We start from the raw sequence: 24,899 nt of genomic DNA on the forward strand, positions 1-24,899 counted from the left end.
GCAGCGGAGTGAATGCTCAGTGACCTCAGCAACCGTCATCGCACCGGCACCGGGCGCCGCAGACCTGCGGCGCCCGGTGCTGGTGAGAACCATCTGGCTCCTCGTCGGGATCGTGGTGCTCGTCGTCCTCAGCATCCTGTCGATCTCGTTCGGCGTGCGGGCGGTCTCGTTCGACGACATCGCGGCGGCCCTCACCGGCCGCACCGACACGATCGCCGAGGCCGCGATCGTCAAGCGCATCCCCCGCACGGTCCTCGCGCTCCTCGTCGGCGCGGCACTCGCCCTCTCCGGAGCGACCATGCAGGCGGTGACGCGGAACCCCATCGCCGACCCCGGCATCCTCGGCGTCTCGAACGGCGCCTCGCTGGCCGTCGTGTGCGGCATCGCCTTCTTCGGCCTCGCCGATCCCTACGGACAGATGGCCTTCGCGATCGCGGGAGCCGGGATCGCCGCTGTCTTCGTCTACACGGTCGGATCGCTCGGCCGCGGGGGAGCGACTCCCCTCAAGCTCGCCCTCGCGGGTGCCGCCACCTCGGCCGCCTTCGCCTCGCTCATCAGCGCCGTCATGCTCCCTCGCGTCGATCTGCTGCAGACGTTCCAGTCCTGGCAGATCGGCGGCGTCGGTGGGGCGGAGTGGCCGCGCATCGCCCTCACGGCACCTGTCCTCGCCGTCGGCGCCCTCATCTGCTTCCTCTGCTCCCGGGGGATGAACTCCCTCGCGCTCGGCGACGAGATGGCCAAGGGGCTCGGCGAGAACGTCTTCCGCACGCGCCTGATCTCGGCGCTGGGTGCGGTGATCCTCGCGGGAGCCGCCACCGCGATCGCGGGGCCCATCGGCTTCGTCGGATTGATCATCCCGCACGTGTGCCGCATGCTCGTGGGCACCGATCACCGTTGGCTGCTCCCGTTCTCGGCCATCGCCGGTGCCGCGCTGCTGACCGCGAGTGACATCGTGGGTCGCGTGATCGCCCCGTCGTCGGAGGAGATCCAGGTCGGGATCATCACCGCCATCATCGGAGCGCCGTTCTTCATCTGGATCGTCCGTCGGCAGAAGGTGCGTGAGCTGTGAGGTCGACCGAACACGCCGTGCACACCCTCGACCGGGTCGACGAGCCGGCATCTGCCCGGATCGCCAGGATCATCGCGGGCCGTCGCTCGCGTCACCGTCGGCACGCGGTCGCCACGATCGTCCTCGGCGTCCTGGTGCTCGCCCTCTTCGCGGTCGCTCTCATGGTGGGAAACACGTTCTACACGCCCGACGAGGTGATCCGCGTGATCCTCGGTGAGACCGTGCCCGGTGCTTCGTTCACCGTCGGCGACCTGCGGCTGCCGCGAGCGGTGCTCGCCGTCCTCACCGGGATCGCCTTCGGCATGGCGGGTGTCTGCTTCCAGACGATGCTGCGCAATCCGCTCGCGTCTCCCGACATCATCGGCATCTCGAACGGTGCCGGTGCCGCGGCCGTGTTCGGCATCATCGTGCTCTCGGTCAACGGTCCTGTCGTGTCGCTGCTCGCCCTGGGCGGCGCCGTCGCCACGGCCCTGGTGATCTATCTGCTCTCGATCAAGGGCGGCTTCGCGGGCACCCGACTCATCCTGATCGGGATCGGGGTCGCGGCGATGCTGCAGAGCATCATCTCGTACATGCTGTCGAGGGCGGCGAACTGGGACATCCAGACCGCGATGCAGTGGTTGACCGGAAGCCTCAACAACGCATCGTGGGAGCGCGTGCTCCCGATGGCGATCGCCGCGGTGGTCATCGTGCCGCTGATGCTGTCGCAGGGGCGTTCGCTCGGAGCCCTCCAGCTCGGAGACGACTCGGCGGCGGGCCTCGGCATCCGGGTCAACGCCACGCGTCTGCTGCTCATCCTCGGTGCGGTCGCGCTCCTCGCTTTCGCGACCGCGGCCACCGGCCCCATCGCCTTCGTCGCGTTCATGGCCGGACCCATCGCGGCGCGCATCACGGGTCCGGGGGCGAATCTGCTCCTGCCGTCGGCCTTCGTCGGCGCCGCGCTCGTGCTCGGCGGCGACCTCATCGGACAGTTCGCCTTCGGCACCCGCTACCCCGTCGGCGTCATCACCGGCGTGGTCGGCGCGCCCTATCTGATCTACCTGCTCATCCGCACCAACCGCTCCGGGGGTTCGCTATGACCGTCTCGCACAGCCTGTCGGCCGAGGGGGTGACGCTCGCCTACGGCGACCGCACCATCATCGACGGCCTCGACCTGCAGATCGCGCCCGGTCGCATCACCACCATCGTGGGCGCGAACGGATGCGGCAAGTCGACGCTGCTGCGCGCGCTCGCCCGCCTGCTGTCTCCGAGCGAAGGCCAGATCGTGCTCGACGGCACCTCGGTGCACACCCGCCCCACCAAGGAGGTCGCGCGCATCCTCGGTCTGCTGCCGCAGTCGCCCGTCGCGCCGGAGGGCATCGCCGTCGCCGACCTGGTCGGTCGCGGAAGGCACCCGCATCAGAAGATGCTCGCGCGGTGGAGCACGCACGACTATGAGGTGGTGGCGGATGCCCTCGACGCGACCGGCATCTCCGACCTCGCCGACCGCAGCGTCGATGAGCTCTCTGGCGGTCAGCGCCAGCGCGTGTGGATCGCGATGGCGCTCGCGCAGGAGACCGACATCCTGCTGCTGGACGAGCCGACGACGTTCCTCGACGTCGCCCACCAGATCGAGGTTCTCGATCTGCTCACCGATCTGAGCGTCTCGCGCGGCACGACCATCGTGATGGTCCTCCACGACCTCAACCTCGCCGCCCGCTATGCGGACGAGCTGGTGGCAATGAAGGACGGTCGGGTGCACGCGGCGGGAGCCCCGAAGGACATCGTCACCGCCGAACTCGTCGAAGAGGTCTTCGGCCTCGCCAATCAGATCACCATCGATCCGGTCTCCGGCAAGCCGATGGTCACACCCATCGGGAGGCACCATGTCCGCTGAGACGACCACGACCGACCGTCCGACCTACATCCTCACCCGCGCCGAGGTGCGGGCCGTCGTGCGCGTCTCGCCCTCGTTCGTGCGGGTGACCTTCGGCGGCGACGAGCTGAGCGAGTTCGGCACGCCGGGTGAGGTGTTCGACAGTCGCATCAAGCTGGTCTTCCCGCCCGCGACCGGTGTTCTTCCCGACCTCGACCGGGCATCGGACAACTGGTGGCAGGCCTTCCTCGCGGTGCCGGAGGAGGAGCGCGGATCGATGCGCACCTACTCCGTGCGCGAGCTGCGCGTCGACGACGAGACCGGGACCGAGGTCGACGTCGATTTCGTGCTGCACCTCGAGCCGGGCCTGACCGGACCCGCGTCGCTGTGGGCGAGCCAGGCCGCGGTCGGGCAGGAGCTGTACCTGGTCGGACCGCGTCGCGGCGTCGATGTCGGCGCGCACGGTGGCGCCGAGTTCGCCCCCGGCACCGCCGCATCGGTCGTGCTCGCGGGGGACGAGACGGCCGCTCCGGCGATCGCCCGCATTCTGGAGGACGCACCTCGTGGCCTGCGCGGCGTCGCGTTCATCGAGGTGCCGTCGCCCGCCGACATCCTGCGCATCGACGTGCCGACCGGCGTCGAGGTGCACTGGCTGCCGCGCGATGCCGGTGAGCCGCACGGTCTGCGCCTGATCCCCGCCGTGCTCGGCTACCTGGGCGACGCCGACGCCGCGGACGAGATCCGGGTGAAGGACATCGACGGCGAGGACCTGCTGTGGGAGACGCCGGAGTACTCCGGGCTCGGCGAGGAGATCGCCGCGGCTGACGCCCCGGCCGAGCGCTACTTCTGGATCGCGGGGGAGAGCGGCGTGGTCACCACTCTCCGTCGCCACCTGGTCAAGGACCTGGGCATCGATCGTGGTCAGGTGGCCTTCATGGGCTACTGGCGTCGCGGTGTCGCCATGCGCGGCTGAGGCGCTGCCGGCGTCGGCCTGATCGCACATCGCCCCCGTCGCACTCGCCGTCGCTGTCGAGGATCTCGAGCGACCGGAAGGGCGACGGGGGCGGATGCGGCGCGGAGGACCTACTTCGCGAGGAAGGTCTTCAGTGCGGCGTTGACCTCGTCGGCGTGGGTCCACAGCAGACCGTGCGGAGCGCCCTCGACCTCGACGTAGTCGGCCTCCGGCACCGCCTGGTGGAACCGGCGGGCGGTCGCGTCGATCGGGAGGATGTTGTCCTTCGTGCCGTGCAGGATCAGCGTGGGCTTGCCGGCGGCGCGCACGGCCTCCACGTCGGAGCGGAAGTCCTCGATCCATGCCGGCACGACCGCATAGGCGGCCACGGGGGCACTGCCGATGGCCATGTTCCAGCTGCCGGTGACGGCCTGCTCGCTGATGCGCGATCCGAGGTTCTCGTCGAGGTTGTAGAAGTTCTTGTAGAAGTCGGTGAACCACGCGAAGCGGTCGCCCTTGGCGGCAGCCGCGATGCCGTCGAAGATCTCCTGCGGAACACCCTCGGGGTTGTCGTCGCGCTGCACGAGGAACGGTTCGAGCGAGGCGAGGAAGGCGAGCTTCGCGACGCGCTCGTGGCCGTAGCGGGCGACGTAGCGGGCGAGCTCTCCCGTTCCCATCGAGAAGCCGACGAGAACGACGTCGCGCAGGTCGAGTGTCTCCAGCACCGTGTGGAGGTCGGCGGCGAAGGTGTCGTAGTCGTAGCCGGTGTTGACCTTCGACGATCCGCCGAACCCACGGCGGTCGTAGGTGATGACGCGATAGCCCTGTGCCAGCAGCTCGCGGGTCTGGCGCTCCCAGCTGTGGCCGTCGAGCGGATAGCCGTGGATCAGGACGACGGGCTGACCCGATCCCTGGTCTTCGTAGTAGAGCTCGATCGGGGTGCTGTTCTCGTTGCCGACGGTGATGTAACCCATGATCCTGATCCTTTCGATCCCGGTGAGAACGATCGTTCTCGCTCGATGTCTCCAATGTAGAGAACGTTCGTTCTCGTGTCAAGTAGACTTCTGGTCATGACCGAAGAAGAGGCCCGCGAGCGCATCCTCACCGCCGCCGAAGAGCTTTACTACCGCAAGGGGTACGCGGCCGTGGGCATGGACGAGCTGCGTCAGTTCGCCGGGGTCTCGTTGCGTCGCCTCTACTCGCTCTTCCCCGCGAAGACCGACATCGTCGCGGCGGTCCTCGAACGCAAGCACGCCCAGTGGGAGTCGGGGCTGTCGGAGGCGGTGGCGGGGGCTGGTGACGATCCTCGTGCGCGGCTGCTCGCCGTCTACGGATACCTCGAGAACTGGTTCTGCGCCGACGACTTCCGCGGCTGCGCCTTCATCAACGCGTTCGGCGAGCTCGGCGGCACGAATCCCGAGGTCGCCGAGATCGTGCGCGCACACAAGGCGTCGTTCCAGCAGTACATGGCAGACCTGGTCGCCGAGACGGGCGCTCCCGCGGCGCTCGCCCCACAGCTGTCGATCCTCGCCGAGGGTGCGCAGAGCACGGCCGCGATCTCCGCCGATCCGGCCGTCGCCGTGCAGGCTCGGGGTGCCGCCGAAGTTCTGATCGACGCGGCGTTCGCTCGCTCCTGATCCGAGAGGCGCATTTGCCTCACCTGGTTAGCGAAACGGGGATCGGGTGTCAACCCCGATGCGCTCCGCTCGCGGTCCCCGTATCGTTCGACGCATGGAATCACGCACGAAGGGCATCGGTCGCCAGACGCTGATCATCTCCGCGGCGACGTTCATGCTGATCGCGGCCACCATCGGGGCGGGAGCTTTCGGTGGAACATCCGTCGACGACCTGCAGGACGGCGCGCTCTCGGCGCAGGGGTCGTATCTCGCCCCGGCGGGACCGGCCTTCTCGATCTGGTCGCTCATCTACCTCGGCTTGATCGCCTACACGGTGTGGCAGGCGTTCCCGGCGCAGCGGCAGGATCCTCGCCAGCAGGCCGTGGGCGGATGGATCGCCGCATCGATGGTGCTGAACGGCTTGTGGCTGGTGACGGCGCAGTACCTCACGCTGTGGCTCACGGTCATCGTGATCGCGCTGCTGCTGGCCGTGCTCGCCCGGGTGATCGTGGTGCTCGGACGCTTCCCGGCACGCAACCTCGCCGATCGCATCCTCACCGACGGCGCGAACGGTCTGCACTTCGGCTGGGTCACGATCGCGACCGTCGCGAACACGGCTGCCTGGCTCACGCAGATCGCTCCCGAGAGCTGGGCGCAGGCGGCGGATGCCTGGGCGATCGCCGTGCTGGCCGTTGTCCTGGTGATCGGCGCAGCCGCGGCATGGATCACCGGACGCATCGCTCCCGCACTCGCGACGGCCTGGGGTCTGTCCTGGCTCGCCGTGGGCAGGCTCACGGGGGAGCCTGCGAGCACCCCGACCGCCGTCGCTGCGATCGTCGTGGCCGTCGTGCTGGTGCTCGTCGCCGTCGTCGCCGCGATCCGTCGGAGGAGTTCCGCGGCTCAGAGCACCAGTCGGTAGCCCATCCCGGCTTCGGTGAGCAGGTGCACGGGAGCACCGGGCGCCTGTTCGAGCTTCTTGCGCAGCTGCGACATGTACAGGCGCAGGTAGCCCGAGTCGGAGACCTGCTCGCTGCCCCAGATCTCCTTCAACAGATCCTGGCGGGTGACCAGAGCCCCCGGATGCCGGGACAGGTGCTCGAGCATCCGCCACTCGGTCGGGGTCAGGTGCACGCGCGCGCCGCCGCGGGTCACGGTCTTGGTCGCGAGGTCGACCACCACGTCGCCGAATGCCACGGTCGATTCGCCACTGGCCGGGATCGATCGACGGGAGAGCGCGCGCAGACGTGCGAGCAGCTCGTCGACCTGGAACGGCTTGGTCACGAAGTCGTCGGCTCCGGCGTCGAGCGCCTCCACCTTGTCGGCCGAGCCCGTGCGGCCGGACACCACGATGATCGGCACGTTGGTCCACCCGCGCAGCGCCTGGATCACCTCGATGCCGTCGAGTCGGGGCATACCCAGGTCGAGCATGATGAGGTCGGGGTGGGTCTGCGCGGCGGCGGCGATCGCGGCGGCGCCGTCGGGGGCCACCACCACCTCGTATCCGTGCGCAGCCAGGGTGATCCTCAGGGCTCGAACCATCTGCGGGTCGTCGTCGGCGATGAGGAGCTTCACTCCGTGCCCTCCGTGTCGCGGGGTCCTGCAGCCAGCGGCAGGGAAATGACCATGGTGAGGCCTCCACCAGGAGTGTCCTCGGGTGTCAGGGTACCGCCCATCCCCTCGGTGAACCCGCGCGACAGGGCGAGTCCGAGCCCGAGTCCTGTCGTGTTGTCGGTGTCGCCGAATCGCTGGAACGGCTGGAAGATGCGGTCGCGCCGCTCAGGCGAGACGCCTTCTCCGCGGTCGATGATGCGGATCTCGGCCCGATCGCCGAGGGCGCTCGTAGACACGATGACCCGGGTGTCATCCGGGGAGTGCCGGTGCGCATTGGCGATCACGTTGACCAGCACGCGCAGGAGCAGCACCGGGTCGGCGTGCAGCGGGGGCAGGTCGGGGTCGAGGGCCAGTTCGACGTCCGACGGACCGAGGCCCAGTTCGTCCACGGCCGCGAGCACGCAGCCGGCGGCATCCATCCGAGACGAGGACACGGCGAGCACGCCCGCCTGCACGCGGCTCACGTCGAGCAGATCGGTCACCAGCGTCGACAGCGTCGCCAGACTCTCGTCGGCGGTGGCGAGCAGCTCCTCGCGATCGGATGCCGACAGGCCGTGGGAGCCGCGAAGGCCGCCGATGGCCGCGACCGCCGAGGCGAGCGGGCGCCGGAGATCGTGGCTGACGGCCGACAGCAGGGCGCTGCGCACCTGATCGGTCTCGGCCAGCGCCTCGGCCTCGCTCGCGGTCGCACGAAGGTCGGTGTGCTCGATCGCGGCCGACAACTGGGCGACGATCGCGTCCAGCAGACGACGCTCGGGTCCGGCGAGAGGCTCACCGTTCAGCTCCAGCACCGCGCGGGGTCCGCCACCGGGGACGACGCCGACCGGGATGGTCGTGGCACGTCCGTCGGCCAGGGGTTCGCCGTCGCTGGCGAGCACCTCGCCGTCGGGTGCGAGCAGGCGCACGCCGCTGAGGCCGAACGCCTCCCTGGTGCGGCTGACCAGCGCCAGCACGGCGTTGTCACCGCGGAGCACGTTGCCGGCGACCGCGGCGAGCAGCTCGGCTTCGGCCGCGGCGCGCTGGGCGGTGCGGGCGCGACGCGCGGCCTGGTCGACGATGATGCTGACCAGGATCGCGATGACGACGTAGAGCGAGAGGGCGAGCGCGTGCAGCGGATGGGCGATCGTGATCGTGAAGAGCGGAGCGACGAAGAGGAAGTCGAGCGTGACGCCCGAGAGCACCGCCGCGAACACCGCGGGGCGGATGCCGCCGATCAGAGCCACGACCACGACGAGCAGCTGATACGCGAGAACCTCGGCGGTGATCGACTCGGGGCTGCGGAACGTGAACATGATCCACGAGAGGATCGGCCCGAAGAGGAGGGCGACGCCGAAGCCGAGCAGCTGCCGCCGCCAGCCCAGGGCGCCGCCGGTGATGCGCGGGAGCACCATCCGCCCACCCGCCGCGGCGTGGGTGACGATGTGCACGTCGATGTCGCCGGAGCGGCGGATGACCTCCGAGCCGATGCCGGGGCCGGTCAGGGCGGCGGTGAGCCGACTGCGCCTGCTGACGCCGATCACGAGCTGCGTGGCATCGGCGCCCTGCGCGAACTCGACCAGTGTGGCCGGGATGTCGTCGCCGACGACCTGGTGGTAGGTGCCGCCGAGCGACTCCACGAGCGTGCGCTGCGCGGCGAGGGCGCCGGGAGTCTCGTCGCGCAGGCCGTCCTGTGCCGAGATGTGCACGGCGAGCAGCTCGCCGCCGGCGGAGCGCGCGGCGATCCTGGCGCCGCGGCGCAGCAGCGTCTCGCCCTCGGGGCCGCCGGTCAGGGCGACGACCACGCGTTCTCTGGCCTGCCAGGTGCCCTCGATGCCCTGCTCGGCGCGGTAGCTGCGCAGGGCGCTGTCGACCTCATCGGCGAGCCAGAGCAGGGCGAGCTCGCGCAGCGCGGTGAGGTTGCCGAGGCGGAAGTAGTTCGACAGGGCGGCGTCGATCCGCTCGGCCGGGTAGACGAACCCGGCGGAGAGCCGATCGCGCAGGGTCTGCGGGGCGAGGTCGACGACCTCGATCTCGTCGGCGGCGCGGACCACGGCGTCCGGGATGGTCTCCTGCTGCGCGATGCCGGTGATCTTCTCGACCACGGCGTTCAGCGACTCGATGTGCTGGACGTTGACGGTGGTCATCACGTCGATGCCCGCGTCCAGCAGCTCGTCGACGTCCTGCCAGCGCTTCGCGTTGCGCGATCCGGGGGCGTTGGTGTGGGCCAGCTCGTCCACGAGGGCGATCTCGGGCGCCCGCTCCAGCACGGCGTCGACATCGAGCTCGGTCAGGGCGATGCCCCGGTGCAGATCGACCCGCCGCGGCACCTCGGGGAGCCCGGCGGTCTGCGCCTGCGTGGCGGCGCGCTCGTGCGTCTCCACGATCGCGATCACGACGTCGTGACCCTCGTCGAGCATGCGACGCCCCTCGGCGAGCATCTCGTAGGTCTTGCCCACGCCGGGGGCGGCTCCGAGGAGTACTCGGAGCCGCCCCCGGCGTGAGTGGCCGTGAGATCGACGAAGCGGCGCTGCGGTCATTCGCCCTCCCGTTCATCGAGCGCGAGATTGAGCTCGGCGACGTTGATGCGTTCCGCGCCGAGGAATCCCAGATCCCGCCCTTGAATCCTAGACTCCACGATGTCGCGCACCTCCTGTGCGGACAGTCCGCGGGCCTCGGCCACGCGCGGCACCTGGAGCAGCGCGTACGCCACGCTGATGTGCGGGTCCAGGCCCGAGGCCGAGGCGGTGACCGCATCGGCCGGTACCTGCGACGGGTCGACGCCCTCGCGGTCCGCGATCGCGGCCTTGCGCTCCTCGATCGAGGCCACCAGGTCGGCGTTCTCCGGGCCGAGGTTGCTGCCGCTGGAGCCGGCGCCGTCGTAGCCGTCGCCCGCGGCGGACGGACGCGACTGGAAGTACTGCGGGAGCGCTTCGCCGTCGGCATCCGTGAAGGACTGGCCGATCAGCGAGCTGCCCCGCTCATCGGGGAGGGGGGAGCCGTTCGCCTGCCAGGGGAGCAGCAGCTGGCCGATGCCGGTGACCAGCAGCGTGTAGCCGACGCCGAGCACGAGGGTGAGGACGAGCATCGCGCGGACGGCGACACCGGTGGTGCGGGCCGCGGTGCGTGTGGAGGACATGTCTGGATTCCTTTTCAGAGCCGGGTCAGAAGCCCGGGATGAGGCTGATCACGAGGTCGATGAGCTTGATGCCGATGAACGGGGCGATCACGCCGCCGAGGCCGTAGATCAGCAGGTTGCGCTGCAAGATCTGCGAGGCGCTCGCCGGCCGGTACTTCACTCCGCGCAGGGCGAGCGGGATTAGGAAGACGATCACGATCGCGTTGAAGATGATCGCGCTGGTCACCGCGGAAGCCGGCGAATGCAGTTGCATGATGTTGAGCGCCGCCAGTCCGGGGAAGACCCCCATGAACATCGCGGGGATGATCGCGAAGTACTTCGCGATGTCGTTCGCGAGCGAGAACGTGGTGAGAGCTCCTCGGGTGATGAGCAGCTGCTTGCCGATGCGCACGATGTCGATCAGCTTGGTCGGATCGGAGTCGAGGTCGACCATGTTGCCGGCCTCCTTCGCCGCCGATGTGCCGGTGTTCATCGCCACACCGACGTCGGCCTGCGCGAGAGCGGGGGCATCGTTGGTGCCGTCGCCGGTCATCGCGACCAGCCGACCGCCCTGCTGCTCGTGGCGGATCAGCTCGAGCTTGTCCTCGGGAGTCGCCTCGGCGAGGAAGTCGTCGACACCGGCCTCGGCGGCGATCGCCTTCGCCGTGAGCGGGTTGTCACCCGTGATCATGACCGTGCGGATGCCCATCGCGCGCAGCTCCTCGAAGCGCTCGCGCAGGCCGTCCTTGACGATGTCCTTGAGGTGCACGACCCCGAGCACGCGGCCGGGGGCACCGGGCGTCGTCACCGCGACCACGAGCGGGGTGCCGCCGCTCTCGGCCACCGAGTCCGTGCGCTTCGTGAGCTCGACGTCGTCGCCGTCGAGTCCGAGCCAGGCCCGCACCGCGGAGCCGGCACCCTTGCGGATCTGCGTGCCGTCGCTGAGGTCGAGGCCCGACATGCGCGTCTGCGCCGTGAAGGGGACGACCACCGCATCGTCCGGTGCTGTCACCTGGATGCCCTGTCCCGCGGCGAGCTCGACGATCGAGGCGCCTTCGGGAGTCGGGTCCGCGAGGGAGGACAGGGCCGCGACGCGGAGGAGTTCGTCCGCATCGGTGCCGGGAAGGGGAAGCACCTCGTGCGCACGACGGTTGCCGTAGGTGATGGTTCCGGTCTTGTCGAGCAGCAGCGTGGTGACATCTCCTGCCGCTTCGACCGCGCGTCCCGACATCGCGAGCACGTTGCGCTGCACCAGGCGGTCCATGCCCGCGATGCCGATCGCCGACAGCAGCGCCCCGATGGTGGTCGGGATCAGGCAGACGAGCAGGGCGATGAGCACCGGGATGCTGACGGGGGATGCAGCGTACGAGGCGATCGGGTTCAGGGCCAGCACCACGACCACGAAGATGATCGACAGGCTCGCGAGCAGGATGCTCAGGGCGATCTCGTTGGGGGTGCGCTGACGACTCGCGCCCTCGACGAGCGCGATCATGCGGTCGACGAAGGTCTCGCCCGGCTTCGAGGTGATGCGCACCACGATGCGGTCGGACAGCACGCGGGTGCCTCCGGTCACGGCGCTGCGGTCGCCGCCGGATTCGCGGATCACCGGGGCGCTCTCGCCCGTGATGGCGGATTCGTCGACCGTGGCGATACCCGCGACGATGTCGCCGTCTCCGGGGATCAGCTCGCCCGCCGTGACGATCACGATGTCGTCGCGCTGCAGCTCGGCGGACGAGACCTGGGCGGTGGCGGTGCGCTCGGCTGCGGCGTCTGCGGCCTTGTCGTAGCCGACCACCCGACGGGCCATCGTGCTGGTGCGGGTCTTGCGCAGGCTCGCGGCCTGGGCCTTTCCGCGGCCCTCGGCGACGGATTCGGCGACGTTCGCGAACAGCACGGTGAGCCACAGCCAGATCGCGATGCCCCAGGTGAAGGGCGCCGGAACCGGGGTGCCGCCCGAGTCGGCCGGGCCGCCCAGGAACGGCTCGGCGATCGCGAGCACCGTGGTGAAGGCGGCGCCGACCCAGACCAGGAGCATGACAGGGTTTCGGACCAGGGCTGCCGGGTTGAGCTTGCGCAGGGCTCCGGGAAGGGCCTGCACGAGCTGCGACCAGCCGAAGGAGCGTGGCGGTTCTGCGGGGGTGGATGCCGGGGCATCCTGCTGTTCGGAGGGAGTGGTGATGAGGGTCATGGTCAGACGAGTCCTTCAGCGAGGGGTCCCAGTGCGAGCACGGGGAAGTAGGTGAGCGCGGTGACGATGACGGTCACGGCGAGGAGCAGGCCGACGAACTGCGGTCGGTGCGTGGGCAGGGTGCCGGATGTGGCGGGGATGCGCTCCTGTGCGGCGAACGAGCCGGCCAGGGCCAGCACGAGCACGATCGGCAGGAAGCGTCCGAGCAGCATCGCGATACCGAGCGCGGTGTTGAACCACGGGGTGTTCGCGGTGAGTCCGGCGAACGCGGAGCCGTTGTTGTTCGACGCCGAGGTGAACGCGTAGAGCACCTCGCTCATGCCGTGCACGCCCGGGTTCAGGATGCTCGTGGACTCCACGTCTTCGCGGATGCCGGGAACGGCGAAGCTCAGCGCGGTGCCGACCAGCACGAGTGTCGGGGTCACCAGGATGTACAGGCTCGCGAGCTTGATCTCCCGCGGACCGATCCGCTTGCCGAGGTACTCCGGGGTGCGGCCGACGAGCAGTCCGCCGACGAACACCGCGATGATCGCGAGCACGAGCATGCCGTACAGGCCCGAGCCGACGCCGCCGGGGGCGACCTCGCCGAGCATCATGTTCAGCATCGGCATCATCCCGCCGAGCGCTGTGTACGAATCGTGCATCGAGTTGACCGCACCCGTCGATGTGAGGGTGCTGGCGCTTCCGAACAGCGTCGAGCCCAGGATGCCGAAGCGCACCTCCTTGCCCTCCATCGCCGCTCCGGCGAGTTCGGGTGCGGTTCCGCGGCCGGCGAGTTCGAGCGCCGAGAGCGTGAAGGTCGACACCAGGAAGATCGTGCCCATCACGGCGGCGATCGCGTAGCCCTGGCGGTGGTCGCCGACCATGCGCCCGAAGGCGCGGGGCAGGGAGAACGGGATCACGAGGATCAGGAGCACCTGCAGCAGGTTCGTGAAGCCGGTCGGGTTCTCGAAGGGATGCGCGGAGTTGGCGTTGAAGAAGCCGCCGCCGTTCGTGCCCAAGAGCTTGATCGCCTCCTGCGAGGCGACCGGACCGCCGGGGATGGTCTGGGTGCCACCGGAGACGGTGGTGATGTCGGTGAAGCCGGCGAAGTTCTGGATCACGCCGCCGGCGAGCAGCGCCACCGCGCCGATCAGGGCGATCGGCAGCAGGATGCGCCCGAGGCCGCGGATCAGGTCGACCCAGAAGTTGCCGATGGTGGTCGAACCGCGACGGGCGAGACCGCGGATCAGCGCGATCGCGATCGTGAGGCCGACTGCGGCCGAGACGAAGTTCTGCACCGTGAGGCCCGCGAGCTGCACGGTGTAGCCCACGGTCTGCTCGGGGGAGTAGGACTGCCAGTTGGTGTTCGCCACGAACGAGGCGGCGGTGTTGAACGACAGACCCTCCGGCACCGCCGGGAGTCCGAGGGACTGCGGCAGGAACGCCTGCAGCCTCTGCAGGCCGTAGACGAGGAGGACGCCGACGACCGAGAACGTGAGCACGCCGCGGGCGTAGGCGCGCCAGGTTTGCTCGGATGAGGAGTCGACGCCGATGAGTCGGTACACGCCGCGCTCGACCCGCAGGTCGCGCGCCGAGGTGAAGACATGGGCGATGTAGTCGCCGAGAGGGCGGTAGAGGAGCACGAGCACGACCACGACGGCCGTGAGCTGCAGGATGCCGAACCAGATCGACGCGTCCATCAGAACCTCTCCGGCGCGACGAGCGCGACCACGAGGTAGACGACGGCGGCGACCGCGAGGGCGGCGGCGAGGATCTCGAAGACGATCACAGCCGCTCCACCCCCTTGGCCACCAGGGACACGAGGGCGAACAGCGCAAGAGTCAGCGCGATGTAGATGATGTCGAGCACGGATCCGATACAACTCCCGCATGGCTGCCGTCACAGCGATCCTCACGCTTCCCCTACGCCCTCCGAGCGGATGCATGCGGGTTGCTCACGATCGAGCCCTATGCTCACGAGGTGGGAATCAGAAGGATGAGGATCGGGGCCGGGACGTGGATCGTCGCCGGACTGGTCGCCGTCGCGCTCGTCTGCGTGGTCACCGGGTTCCTGCCGCGCGCCGATGCCGGAGCTCTCGGCGCGCGGATAGCCCCCGTGCTGGGGTTCGTCGTCGCCATCACGATCGTCGCCGAGCTCGCCCGCGACGCGGCCGTCTTCGACGTGGTCTCGCAGCGGCTCGCCCGCTGGGGCCGGGGGCGGGTGCTGGCGCTCTGGGCGCTGGTGGTCGCGCTCGCCGTGGTGAGCACGGTGTTCCTGTCGCTCGACACGACTGCGGTGATCGTCACCCCGGTCGTGGTCGTCCTGGCGCAGAGCATCGGCGTCTCACCCCTCCCGTTCGCGTTGGCGACCGTCTGGCTCGCCAACACGGCATCCCTCGCACTCCCGGTCTCGAACCTCACCAACCTGCTCGCCGCCCCCGCGATCGGTGACGGGCCGGGGGCGTTCATCGCTCTCAGCTGGGCGCCCACGCTGGTCGGCATCCTCGTTCCCGTCGCAATCCTCACGATCATGCATCGGCGTACCGTCTTCGGTGCGTATGAGACGCCGGTGCCGCGCAGGCCTGCCGACCCGACGCTGTTCTGGAGCGCCACCGGCATCCTCCTCGTGCTGATGCCACTGCTCGCCCTCACCCATGACGTCTGGATCCCGGCCACGGTCGCCGCCCTCGCATTGATCGGTCTGTTCGCCGTCCGGAGGCGGCGCGCCCTGCGGCTCTCTCTCGTTCCGTGGCAGGCGCTCGCGCTCGCCGCATCGCTGTTCGTGCTCGTGGAGGCCGCGCATGCGCAGGGGCTCCTCGACTTCCTGACCTCGCCGACCGCAAACGGCGATTCTGCCGGCGACCTGTTCCGGCTCGCCGCGCTCGGGGCCGTGAGCGCCAACGCGATCAACAATCTTCCGGCTTATCTCGTGCTCGAGCCCGCAGCAGGCGATCCCGTCGCCCTGATGGCGTTGCTGATCGGGGTGAACCTCGGCCCGCTCATCACGCCCTGGGCCTCGCTGGCGACCCTGCTCTGGCACCACCGGGTGGTGGCGCTGGGCGTGACGATCCGATGGAGCCGCTTCATGCTGTGGGGCGTGGTGGCCGCGGTGCCGACCGTGCTCGCCGCCGTGCTCGTGCTGATGCTGGTCTCGGGCTAGCGACGCGGCGGAGTTCGAGCGGGCCTGGCTCTCGCATCCGACAGGCTCGAGCCCATCCGATGCCGTCGTGTCCCGGAGCGCTTCGGCGCTAGTCCCCGTCTTTCACGTCTCCGCTTCGGCCTGGTGCCGCCATCGGAACGAAGGTGCGGTCTCCTGTCGCAGCCACGGAGTCGAGAAATGCGCCGGTCGCCCTGAGCAGTCGCGCGGTCCCGTCGTGTCCCTGTCGTCTCGCGACGGCGGGTCCGAGCCGGCGAAGGAACTTCGTCGCTGCGGGCAGGGGGCGGAAGAACAGCGTGAGCTTCGATATGCGCCCGGTTTCGGCATCCAGGTCGATGAACTGCGCTTCGTTGAGTCGGACGTCGCCTATCTGCGCCTCAGCGAACAGGATCGCGCCGGACGGGATTCGCTCCACTCTGGTGTAGGTGATCTCGGTGATGACGTCGAACACGTCGCGAAGCAGATCGACCACGCTCTCCGCGCCCTCGAAGATGAACTGATCGGTGACCGGCGACACGAGGACCACGTCGTCGGCGAGAGCACCGCGGGCGCGCTCCGCATCACCGCTCTCCCCGGCATCCATCCAGGTCTGCAACCAGTCGTTCATGCGCATGTCCCCCGGCGAGCTCGAAGAGCCATGATCCCCTCGGGTGACCCCCATCGACACAGCACCACCGGTCTTGCGAGATCGAGCACCACAACTACCTGCCGTTCGGTTTCGGTGAGTTCGCCCATTCTCCCGATGGCCTGTCGGGTCTGAGCGGGACGGTCAACGGGGATCCCTGTCTCCACGCAGGAGTGCCGACTGCGCGATGAAGCGTGTGCAGCGGTGAGGATCATCTTACTGCGGATGATCTTGTCTGGTCTGATGTGTCAGCCTGTGCTGAGATCTCGCACGCGGCTGATCGGTCGGCTACGGGGTCGGCGAGGACGAGATGCGCCAGAGGAAGGAGCGGAGGTCCGCGATCTCCGGGGCGCTGAAGCTCGACATGAGAGTCTCCACCGCTTCCTGTCCGAGCTGACTCGCCTCGGCCAGGACCTCGGCTCCGGCCGGCGTGGTGGTGGGGATGCGCACCTTGCGGTTCGAAGGGTGCGCGGTGCGCACGAGGAGGCCGTCGTTCTCGAGGCGATCGATGATGCCGCCGAGGGTGGTCTTGTCCAGACCGACGATCTGAGCGATCTCCGTCTGGGTGTGTCCTGCTCCGTCTCCTGCGACGGAGAGGACGAGGGTGTCGCGCACATCTCGAAGCCCGACCGAGCGACAGGCTTCATCGAACGTCGCCGTCAGGGCGCGTTCGGACTGACGCAACATCCAGACGAGCGCCGCGCCCTCCGGACCCTCGATGGTCGCGCACGGCGCGATCGAGGGTGTGGAGAGATCGATGTCGGGGAGCACGTCCTCATTGTACTCAGGCATATCAGACCTCCCAGGATTATCTGTTGTAAGATGATCTTGGTCCGTGCAAAGTGTCATCCTGCGTCGGGCCGCAGGGTTCCTCCCGCGTGGGGGCCGGAGAAATCCTGCCGACGTGGCAGGGCTCCTCCGATGTGGGGACCGGAGGGGTTCTGCCGACGTGACCACGGATCCCTTCGGGCGCCGTGACGGTGAGCGCATTCCGCTGACCCTTCCGCGCTCCGTTGCGCGTGCGGGAGAGAGGCATCGCCTGAATCCAGGCCCACTTCCCGTCCTTCCCGGGCCGAGCCCCTGCAGATTATCCGAGATAAGATCATCTCGCATCGTTCAATAAATGGGCGGCGGTCGGGATCCGACAGTCGTCGTCCAGGAAGGAATTCATCATGAGCACCCCAGAGAAGTCCGTACTGGATCGCATGTTCGCAGCCTTCGGTGCGCAGGACGCGCACGCCGCGGCAGCGACCGTCACCGATGACTCGGTCTGGATCCACCACGGCACCCAGAAGCTGCCGTCGATGCGTTTCGAGGGCAAGGCCGCGGTCACCAAGTTCTTCGAGATCAACTTCACGACCATGTCTGTCGAGCAGTTCGAAGTGCTCAGCATGGTGCAGGAGGGCGATGTCATCGCCGTGTTCGGCCGCGAGAAGTTCACGATGAGCAACGCCGAGGGCGACTTCACCCAGAAGTGGGTGCAGGTCTACACCTTCCGCGACGGTCTGATCGCCCGCATGGAGGAGTACGCGACCTCCGCTCCGGAGAGCGACTACAACGTCATCACGGAATAGATGATCTCGGTGGTGGGCTTCGGTCCACCACCTCTCCTCTGATGATGATCCAGACATCCGTGACGGAAGAAGCCATGAGTAACAACGCTGCCGAACCCCTGCCCACCTCGACCAGGGCGTGGTCCCTGGTGAGTCGCCCGGAGGGGCGACCCACGACGGACGACGTCGCCCTTCAGGTCCTCGCGCTCCCCGACCTCCAGGACGGGCAGATCCTCGTAGAGAACGAATACCTGTCGGTGGACCCTTACATGCGCGGACGCATGAGCGACAAGAAGTCGTACATGCCTCCGTTCGACGTGGGCGCGCCGATGGACGGACCTGCCATCGGCAGAGTGCTCGCATCGCGATCGGACGACTTCGCCGTGGGAGACCACGTCTTCCATGTTCTCGGATGGCGCGAGCATGCCGTGCTCGATGCCGACACGGCATTTCCCGTGAACCCGGACGCAGCGCCTCTGCCCGCATACCTGGGGGTTCTCGGAATTCCGGGGCTGACCGCCTACGTGGGGATCGAACGGTTCGCCGAGATCTCGGGCGGCGAGACCGTCTACGTGTCGGGAGCAGCCGGCGCGGTGGGCAGCGTCGCAGGCCAGATCGCGAAGATTCGCGGTGCAGAGCGCGTGATCGGAAGCGCCGGCAGCGATGAGAAGGTGCGAGAGCTCGTCGCGGTCTTCGGTTTCGACGCCGCCTTCAACTACAAGACTGCGCCGATCGCGGATCAGCTCGCCGAGCTGGCGCCCGACGGGGTGGATGTCGTGTTCGACAACGTCGGAGGCGAGGCGATGGAAGCCGGGATCGGGGCGTTGCGCGTGCATGCGCGTTTCGTGCTCGCCGGCATGCTCTCGCAGTACAACGACGAAGCCGTGGTCGGACCTCGAAACCTCTGGCACCTCTCCATCACGCGTTCGCGGATTCTCGCGTTCATGGTGTCGGAGGAGATGGATCTGCGGGACCGCTTCCTGAGGGAGGCCTCAGGCTGGATCGCCGAGGGCACGCTTCGGCACCGCGAGACGATTCGAGAGGGCTTCGACGGGATGTTCGATGCATTCCTGGCGATGATGCGCGGAGAGAACACCGGGAAGATGGTCGTTCGGGTGTGACACCTGCTCACAGGAGAAGGGCCGAGCTGCTGACCACGTCAGAGGCTCGGCCCTTCTGGTGTGCTTCTCCCGCGCTTCTCAGACGCCGCTCTCGGCGAGAGCACCCTGGTACAACTCGGACAGCATCGCCGGGAGCCCGCGAGGGCGGCGCCCGAGCAGTGCGGTCAGGTCCGATGACACGACCTCGTACTGGCCGTCCTTGATATCGGCCACCGTCCCCGCCGTGAGGTGCTTAGCGAACTCGGGCATGCCGGTTCCCGCGAGCATCGAGGTGAACTCGTCCGCGGAGACGTCGCGATACTCGACAGGGCTGCTCACGAGTTCTGAGAGGGCCGATGCCACCTCGGCGTACGACCAGGAGCGGTCGGCGGTGAGAGTGTAGGTCCTGTTCTCGTGGCCGCCGTCGATGAGGACGTTCGCGGCCGCCTCAGCCAGCTCGGCACGCAGTACGTACGGCACGCGTCCCGCCCCGCCGGGCAACGAGAACGAACCGTCTCGCAGAGCCGGGCTGACGATATCCCGGATCGCCTCGGCATACATGGTGTTGCGCAGGAAGGTGTACCCCACCCCGCTCGCCGTGATGTGATCTTCGGTCTCGAAGTGACTGCTCATGATGTCCCGCACTCCGGAAGACGCGATGTCGCGGATGGCGAGGCCGGTGTAGACGATGTGCTCGACGCCTGCCGCGACGGCCGCATCGACCACCTGGCGTTGCTGGTGTGCTCGATTCATCGACATCGTCGAGATGAGCAGGAGAGTGCTGACGCCAGCGAAGGCGGGAGGGAGCGAGGCGGGGTCGTCGAAGTCGGCCAGCCGAACGGGCACGTCGACGAACCGTGCAGCCTTCGCGGCATCGCGCGCCAGGATCGTGAAGTTCCCCTCGAGGTTCGATCGGCGCAGGTGTGAGACGACGCCTCGCCCGAGCTGCCCGGTGGCACCCGTGACCATCAGCATCTAGGCCTCCTCTCGGGTGGCGGACTCGGTGAGGTGCGGCTCTGAGGGGTGCGACCCGGTTCCGACCACGGGAAGCGCACAACCCTGCGGGGTGCACATCTCCTCGCCGCCGGCTTCATCTTCACCGTCGAAAGGCCGCAGGAGTGGTCTCTGCGATGCGCTCATGCGGATGCCCTTTCGTTCCATGCCTGTTCGAGGGCCGCGACGATCGTGCTCACGGGTTTCGCGCCGGAGAGGGCGTAGGTGCGGTCGATCACCACGAACGGAACGCCCCCGGAGCCGAGTGCGGTCAGTTCGGCGTGATCGGCTTCGACGCTGCTGCGGAACCGACGCTCATCCAGCGCCGCCCGGGCTTCCTGCGCATCGAGACCCAGGGGTTCAGCGAACGCCGAGAGCTCCTCGCTCGTCCAGATCTCCACCCTGTTGCCGAACTTCTCGCGGAAGACGAGGTCCCATGCCTCTCGGTGCTTTCCCTTCGACGTCGCCCATGCCAGGAACTCATGCGCGAGCGTCGTGTTGCCGATGGTGTTGCCGGCCACGTGGTAGGCCTCGATGCCGTCGGCGTGGGCGATGTCCTCGATGCGGCGGGCCATCTCCGTCGCCTCTTGTTCCGTCGCACCTCGTTGCGTCGACATGTACTCGGTGAACTCCCACCCGGTGCCCTCAGGCAGCTCGGGGAGAAGCCGGAACGACCGGTGCTGGAGCTCGGTATCGCGACCGTGCTCGAACTGCTCGATCGCCGCGTTGATCCGCTCGTTGGCGATACCGCACCACGAGCAGACGACATCTGCCCACATCTCGACCTTCATCACACCATCGCTCTCTTCATCCGCGGATTGTATGGATTCATACTATCCGAACTCGGACGATAAGGGCTTTTCGGGTACGCTCCGTCGAATGGTCATTCTCTTCGTGGGTTCTCTGGGGTTGAACATCTACGCGACGGTGCTCGTGCTGCTCAGGGCTCGGGTCTACGGCACCCGGCTGTACCGGCCGATGCTCTGGAACATCTTCTTGTCGATCGTCCCCGTGCTGATCCTCGCGGTGGTGATGGCGGTCTCTGTCGCACTTGTCGTGGTGGCTCCGCCGCTCAGCGTGGCAGCGCTGGTCGTGGGAGGTGTGGCCTGGCTGCTCATGCTGCCCAACGCCAGCTACCTGATCACAGAGCTCAACCAGTCTCATCGCAAGGCCGACGACCCCGTGCCGCTGTGGTACGACATCATTCTCGTCATCTCGCTCGCGATGTCGGGGGTCATCAACACCGTGGTCAACGTGTTCCTCGCGCACACGATCTTCGCCCTGCAGTTCTTCGGAGATCAGGCCGGTGCCTTCACGAGATGGCCATCGCTCGTCGCCGTCGGGGGCGTCCTGGTGGCGATCGCGTTCGGCATGTACCTGGGGCGCTACATCCGCGTGAACAGTTGGGACATCCGGCACCCGGGCGCACTGCTGAGACGCGTCGGTGAGCACTTCCTCACCCGCACGACGCGAGGCGCAGCGATCGGTTTCACCGCGACATACGCGATCTTCCTCGCGTTGATCTACACCGTGGTCGCGGGGCCCATCGTCGAGAACCTCCTCAACGTCGAGGCTCAGCGCTGACCGCCTCGCTCAATGCCGGTCGGGCTTCGCTCCGAGGTCGGTCCACAGCCAGGTGAGATCGACCTGGACGGTCGGCGGCAGCGAGACGGACGCCGGGTCGAGGGCGGGGCGGAAGATCGATTCGTCGTGGATGCTCACACTCTGTATTGCGCGATAACGACCATCGGGTTCACGGAGATTCGAACGCGAGATCCGGAAGGGGCGGGGACGACGCGGACTCAGGCCTCGGGGGCGCCGTCCTGCGGCGGACCGGCAGGACGATGCGCGCGTCGACCGTTCACGACCACAGGACGACCGGCGCGCTCCTGACCGGGCAACGGGCGTGAGCGGCGGCCGTAGATGAGCTCCGAAGAGTCGAGCAGCCACGGCACGAGGGTGATCGACACCCCATGGACGAGCATCAGCTGGTTGGCGAGACGCCGGGCGCGACGGTTGTGCAGGAACGACTCCCACCAGTGGCCCACGATGTACTGCGGCAGGTACACGGTGACGACGGACGAGCCGTGCTTCTCGCGGTACTGCTTGATGAACTGCGTGACCGGTTGCGCGAACGAGCGGTACGGGGATTCGACGATCACGAGCGGGATCGGCACGAGGTGGTCGGCCCAGTCCTTCTGCAGTTGCGCCGCATCGTCGGAGGCCACGGCCACGTGCACCGCCAGGGTCTTGCCGTGCTTGGCCGCGATCGCGTAGTCGATGGCCTTCACGACCGGCTTCTGCAGTCGATTGACGAGAACGATGGCGAGGTCGCCCGTCGCACCGAACCGGGTGCTGTCGTCGATCGCGATCTCGTGCTCGACGTCGCGGTAGTACCGCTTCACGCCCAACATCAGGAAGGCGAGGATCGGGATCGCGAAGAACACCAGATACGCGCCGTGCGTGAACTTGGTGATCGTCACGATGACCAGCACGAGCACGGTCATCACAGCGCCGGCCGAGTTGATGATCAGGCCGACCTTCGCCGAGCGGCGATCCGATGCTGAGGCGTCGTCGACCCCCGAGTCCTTCGTGTCCTCGACCGGTCCGCGAAGCACACGTCGCCAGTGCCGCACCATGCCGATCTGTCCGAGCGAGAACGAGACGAACACACCGATGATGTACAGCTGGATCAGCGTGGTCAGCTTCGCCTGGAAGATCACGAGCACCGCGATCGCCGCGATGCCCAGCAGGATCATGCCGTTCGAGAACACCAGGCGATCGCCGCGGGTGTTGAGCGACTTCGGAGCGTAGCCGTCGCGGGCGAGCACGGCGCCCAGCAGCGGGAAGCCGTTGAACGCGGTGTTCGCGGCGAGCAGGAGCACGCACGCGGTCGCCGCCTGCACGATGAAGAACGCGATGCTGCCGCCGCCGAAGGTCGCTGCGGCGATCTGCGCCATCAGGGAGGGCTGCGGATTCGTGCAGTCGAACCCGACGAGGTCGCAGGGGTTCTCGGCGTAGTGCACGCCGGTGATGAGGGCGAGGGCGGTGAGCCCGGCGAAGAGGCAGATGGCGATCGAGCCCATCAGCACGAGGGTCGACTGGGCGTTGCGCACCTTCGGAGCGCGGAACGCGGGGACCCCGTTCGACACGGCCTCGACGCCGGTGAGGGCGGAGCATCCGCTCGAGAACGCGCGCAGGATCAGCAGGATCACGGCCGCCTGCCCGAGGCTCTCGGCCTGCACCGAGAACTCGGCGCTCGAGGCCACGGGGGCGTCGCCCAGGAAGGTGCGGATCAGGCCGGTCACGATCATGACGCCGACCGAGCCGATGAACACGTACGTCGGGATCGCGAAGACCAAGGAGGCCTCCCGCACCCCGCGCAGGTTCACGACGATGATGAGCACCACGAAGCCGACGGCGAGCTCGATGCGGAAGGGGTCGAGCCCCGGCACGGCCGAGATGATGTTGTCGACACCGGAGGCGACCGACACGGCCACGGTCAGCACGTAGTCGACCAGGAGTGCCGCGGCCACGATCACGCCGGGGATCTCGCCGAGGTTCTTCGACGCGACCTCGTAGTCGCCACCGCCCGACGGATAGGCCTTGATGAGCTGGCGGTAGCTGAGCACGACCACGACAAGCAGCACGACGACGGCGATCGCGACGAGTGGCGTGAACGACAGGAAGGTGAGCCCGCCGATCAGCAGGATCATCACCAGCTCCTGCGGGGCGTAGGCCACCGAGCTGAGGGCATCGGATGCGAAGATCGGCAGAGCCATGCGCTTCGGGAGCAGCTGGTCGTCGACCTGCTGACTCGTCAGCGGTTCTCCGATGAGGATGCGCTTGGCGCGCGGCGGTGCGTCCGCGGCCTCCCTGATTTCGTCTGGCACGTCGGGCGACACTACGCCTCCTGATGGCATCCTCACGCGATCCTCACGGAATCCCTACGGTGGGATGTGCGGTCCTCACGCAATCCTTACGGGCGCGGCTACACTGGCACGCGGTGGAAGATCAAGTGTTGCTCGGATTCATCGCGATCGCGGTGGGGGTGGCTTTCGGCATCCTTCTGTTCGTGCCGTTTGTGGCGGTCAGCTACCGGCGGCGCGGGCGACTCGGCTTCGGGCGCACGCTGCTCTGGCTCGCGGCTCTCATCTACTTCTGGGCCATCTGGACCTACACCCTGCTTCCGCTGCCCGACCCCGACACGATCCGCTGCGTGGGGGCGATCACCGATCCGATGTCGGTCGTGCGCGACGTGCAGAAGGCCCTCGCGGCGCCGGGGAACCCGCTGCGGCACCCGGCCCTGCTACAGCTGGTGTTCAACGTGGTGCTGTTCGTGCCGCTCGGCTTCTTCGTCCGCGTGCTCGCCGGCCGCGGCATCCTGACCGCGCTGGCCGCAGGCTTCGGTCTGTCGTTGCTGGTCGAGACCACGCAGCTGACCGGTGTGTGGGGCGTCTACCCGTGCGCGTACCGCTTCTTCGACGTGGGCGACCTCATGACGAACACGCTGGGCGCCGTCGTCGGGTGCGCAGTGGCCCTCCTCGTCCCGAGGGCGCTGCGCGGCGCGAAGGCGAGCCCCGACGCTGACCTCCCGCGTCCCGTCACCCGCGGTCGCCGGGCCCTCGCGATGCTGTGCGATGGCCTCGCCTTCGGGTTCCTGAGCGTGGGCGTCAGTGTGTCCGTGCAGTTGTGGCTGCAGTTCGTGGCCGACGATCGCGCAGCGGTGCTCGACGGCGGCCTCGCGTCCGCCGCGGGAACCATCGTCCCTTCGGCCCTCTTCCTGGTGCTGATCCTGATCAGTGGGCGCTCGATCGGTGACATCGCCGTGCAGCTGCGGTACACGGGCTCACCCCTGCCGGCACCGTTCGCCCGGCTCCTGCGGTGGACGGGCGGCATCGGCGGGCTCAGCGCGCTCGCACTGCTGGGGGGACTCTTCGATCTCGCCTCGTCGCTCCTGATCCTCGTCGCGATCGTGATGCTGTTCACCACCCGCTTCGGGCGCGGGCTTCCCGGCGTCCTCTCCGGTCAGCATCTCGTCGACGCCCGCGCGGACATCAGGGATCCACAGCGGTTTCCGATCACGACGCCGTAACGTCGAGGGC

24 protein-coding genes are annotated in these 24,899 nt (G+C 68.2%); 11 read left to right on the plus strand and 13 right to left on the minus strand.

Features of this window, described 5'->3' with window-relative positions:
• Positions 1-19: 19 nt before the first annotated feature.
• From ASD13_RS11515 to ASD13_RS11530, 4 genes are read left to right on the plus strand one after another with little or no spacing between them, the layout of a single operon-like run.
• Positions 20-1,069, plus strand: coding sequence for a FecCD family ABC transporter permease (locus ASD13_RS11515; protein WP_055869273.1), 1,050 nt, complete (start codon positions 20-22; stop codon positions 1,067-1,069).
• A complete protein-coding gene (locus tag ASD13_RS11520; protein ID WP_127481647.1) occupies positions 1,066-2,148 on the plus strand; it encodes a FecCD family ABC transporter permease in 1,083 nt (360 codons plus the stop codon). The genes ASD13_RS11515 and ASD13_RS11520 overlap by 4 nt, the downstream gene beginning before the upstream one ends.
• Entirely contained in the window at positions 2,145-2,945 is an 801-nt protein-coding gene (locus ASD13_RS11525) for an ABC transporter ATP-binding protein (RefSeq protein ID WP_055869274.1), read from the plus strand. The genes ASD13_RS11520 and ASD13_RS11525 overlap by 4 nt, the downstream gene beginning before the upstream one ends.
• Positions 2,935-3,897: a siderophore-interacting protein gene (locus ASD13_RS11530; protein WP_055869275.1), complete on the plus strand. Its 963-nt coding sequence runs from the start codon at positions 2,935-2,937 to the stop codon at positions 3,895-3,897. Before ASD13_RS11525 ends, ASD13_RS11530 begins: the two co-directional genes overlap by 11 nt.
• Before the next feature lie 110 nt (positions 3,898-4,007).
• Here the strand turns inward: ASD13_RS11530 and ASD13_RS11535 are convergent, their stop codons facing one another.
• Complete coding sequence (locus ASD13_RS11535) at positions 4,008-4,850, minus strand: alpha/beta fold hydrolase (RefSeq protein ID WP_055869276.1); 843 nt, start codon at positions 4,848-4,850, stop codon at positions 4,008-4,010.
• A gap of 96 nt (positions 4,851-4,946) precedes the next feature.
• Between ASD13_RS11535 and ASD13_RS11540 the strand changes: the two genes are divergently transcribed.
• On the plus strand, positions 4,947-5,513 hold the full coding sequence (locus ASD13_RS11540; protein WP_055869277.1) for a TetR/AcrR family transcriptional regulator: 567 nt from the start codon (positions 4,947-4,949) through the stop codon (positions 5,511-5,513).
• A 94-nt stretch (positions 5,514-5,607) separates the two neighbouring features.
• Positions 5,608-6,411 carry a tryptophan-rich sensory protein gene (locus tag ASD13_RS11545; RefSeq protein ID WP_055869278.1) on the plus strand — a complete coding sequence of 268 codons (804 nt, stop codon included), beginning with the start codon at positions 5,608-5,610 and terminating at the stop codon, positions 6,409-6,411.
• Here ASD13_RS11545 and ASD13_RS11550 read toward each other — a convergent pair.
• The 6 genes from ASD13_RS11550 to ASD13_RS11575 are packed head-to-tail and all read right to left on the minus strand — an operon-like array spanning position 6,393 to position 14,156.
• The gene (locus tag ASD13_RS11550) at positions 6,393-7,064 is read right to left on the minus strand and encodes a response regulator (protein ID WP_017831246.1); all 672 of its coding nucleotides are present in this window, start codon (positions 7,062-7,064) and stop codon (positions 6,393-6,395) included. The two genes, ASD13_RS11545 and ASD13_RS11550, sit on opposite strands and share 19 nt — an antisense overlap.
• Positions 7,061-9,619 carry an ATP-binding protein gene (locus ASD13_RS11555; protein ID WP_055869279.1) on the minus strand — a complete coding sequence of 853 codons (2,559 nt, stop codon included), beginning with the start codon at positions 9,617-9,619 and terminating at the stop codon, positions 7,061-7,063. The genes ASD13_RS11550 and ASD13_RS11555 overlap by 4 nt, the downstream gene beginning before the upstream one ends.
• Positions 9,616-10,218 carry a potassium-transporting ATPase subunit KdpC gene (kdpC, locus tag ASD13_RS11560; protein WP_055869280.1) on the minus strand — a complete coding sequence of 201 codons (603 nt, stop codon included), beginning with the start codon at positions 10,216-10,218 and terminating at the stop codon, positions 9,616-9,618. The genes ASD13_RS11555 and kdpC overlap by 4 nt, the downstream gene beginning before the upstream one ends.
• A gap of 25 nt (positions 10,219-10,243) precedes the next feature.
• A complete protein-coding gene (kdpB, locus tag ASD13_RS11565) occupies positions 10,244-12,385 on the minus strand; it encodes a potassium-transporting ATPase subunit KdpB (protein WP_055869281.1) in 2,142 nt (713 codons plus the stop codon).
• Between the two features lie 2 nt (positions 12,386-12,387).
• Positions 12,388-14,067: a potassium-transporting ATPase subunit KdpA gene (gene kdpA / locus ASD13_RS11570; protein ID WP_055869282.1), complete on the minus strand. Its 1,680-nt coding sequence runs from the start codon at positions 14,065-14,067 to the stop codon at positions 12,388-12,390.
• Positions 14,067-14,156, minus strand: a complete 90-nt coding sequence (locus ASD13_RS11575) for a potassium-transporting ATPase subunit F (RefSeq protein ID WP_017201862.1) — start codon at positions 14,154-14,156, stop codon at positions 14,067-14,069. Before ASD13_RS11575 ends, kdpA begins: the two co-directional genes overlap by 1 nt.
• A 206-nt stretch (positions 14,157-14,362) precedes the next feature.
• Here ASD13_RS11575 and ASD13_RS11580 point away from each other — a divergent pair, with 206 nt between their 5' ends.
• Complete coding sequence (locus ASD13_RS11580) at positions 14,363-15,526, plus strand: SLC13 family permease (RefSeq protein ID WP_055869283.1); 1,164 nt, start codon at positions 14,363-14,365, stop codon at positions 15,524-15,526.
• Between the two features lie 88 nt (positions 15,527-15,614).
• Here ASD13_RS11580 and ASD13_RS11585 read toward each other — a convergent pair whose 3' ends face one another.
• Together ASD13_RS11585 and ASD13_RS17505 are read right to left on the minus strand one after the other, a co-directional pair.
• A complete protein-coding gene (locus tag ASD13_RS11585) occupies positions 15,615-16,130 on the minus strand; it encodes a hypothetical protein (protein WP_157535627.1) in 516 nt (171 codons plus the stop codon).
• 306 nt (positions 16,131-16,436) lie between these two features.
• A complete protein-coding gene (locus ASD13_RS17505) occupies positions 16,437-16,940 on the minus strand; it encodes a MarR family winged helix-turn-helix transcriptional regulator (protein ID WP_055869285.1) in 504 nt (167 codons plus the stop codon).
• 380 nt (positions 16,941-17,320) lie between these two features.
• Between ASD13_RS17505 and ASD13_RS11595 the strand changes: the two genes are divergently transcribed.
• Together ASD13_RS11595 and ASD13_RS11600 are read left to right on the plus strand one after the other, a co-directional pair.
• A complete protein-coding gene (locus ASD13_RS11595; RefSeq protein ID WP_055869286.1) occupies positions 17,321-17,722 on the plus strand; it encodes a nuclear transport factor 2 family protein in 402 nt (133 codons plus the stop codon).
• A 74-nt stretch (positions 17,723-17,796) separates the two neighbouring features.
• Positions 17,797-18,822, plus strand: coding sequence for an NADP-dependent oxidoreductase (locus ASD13_RS11600; protein ID WP_055869287.1), 1,026 nt, complete (start codon positions 17,797-17,799; stop codon positions 18,820-18,822).
• 78 nt (positions 18,823-18,900) lie between these two features.
• Here the strand turns inward: ASD13_RS11600 and ASD13_RS11605 are convergent, their stop codons facing one another.
• Both ASD13_RS11605 and ASD13_RS11610 read right to left on the minus strand, forming a co-directional pair.
• Positions 18,901-19,776: an NmrA family NAD(P)-binding protein gene (locus tag ASD13_RS11605; protein WP_055869288.1), complete on the minus strand. Its 876-nt coding sequence runs from the start codon at positions 19,774-19,776 to the stop codon at positions 18,901-18,903.
• Positions 19,777-19,937: 161 nt separating this feature from the next.
• Positions 19,938-20,585 carry a DsbA family oxidoreductase gene (locus tag ASD13_RS11610; protein ID WP_055869289.1) on the minus strand — a complete coding sequence of 216 codons (648 nt, stop codon included), beginning with the start codon at positions 20,583-20,585 and terminating at the stop codon, positions 19,938-19,940.
• Positions 20,586-20,673: 88 nt separating this feature from the next.
• On the opposite strand from ASD13_RS11610, the gene ASD13_RS11615 reads away from it, so the two are divergent.
• The gene (locus ASD13_RS11615; RefSeq protein WP_055869290.1) at positions 20,674-21,378 is read left to right on the plus strand and encodes a DUF1361 domain-containing protein; all 705 of its coding nucleotides are present in this window, start codon (positions 20,674-20,676) and stop codon (positions 21,376-21,378) included.
• A 9-nt stretch (positions 21,379-21,387) separates the two neighbouring features.
• Here ASD13_RS11615 and ASD13_RS17750 read toward each other — a convergent pair whose 3' ends face one another.
• Together ASD13_RS17750 and ASD13_RS11620 are read right to left on the minus strand one after the other, a co-directional pair.
• Positions 21,388-21,516: a hypothetical protein gene (locus ASD13_RS17750; RefSeq protein ID WP_017831252.1), complete on the minus strand. Its 129-nt coding sequence runs from the start codon at positions 21,514-21,516 to the stop codon at positions 21,388-21,390.
• Between the two features lie 80 nt (positions 21,517-21,596).
• On the minus strand, positions 21,597-23,717 hold the full coding sequence (locus tag ASD13_RS11620; RefSeq protein ID WP_235562570.1) for an APC family permease: 2,121 nt from the start codon (positions 23,715-23,717) through the stop codon (positions 21,597-21,599).
• An 83-nt stretch (positions 23,718-23,800) separates the two neighbouring features.
• Between ASD13_RS11620 and ASD13_RS11625 the strand changes: the two genes are divergently transcribed.
• Positions 23,801-24,889 (plus strand): VanZ family protein, encoded by a 1,089-nt coding sequence (locus ASD13_RS11625; RefSeq protein ID WP_055869292.1) that lies wholly within the window; start codon positions 23,801-23,803, stop codon positions 24,887-24,889.
• Positions 24,890-24,899: the final 10 nt, after the last annotated feature.

The organism is Microbacterium sp. Root1433D1 (assembly GCF_001426835.1).
GTDB classification, from domain to species: Bacteria; Actinomycetota; Actinomycetes; order Actinomycetales; family Microbacteriaceae; genus Microbacterium; species Microbacterium maritypicum.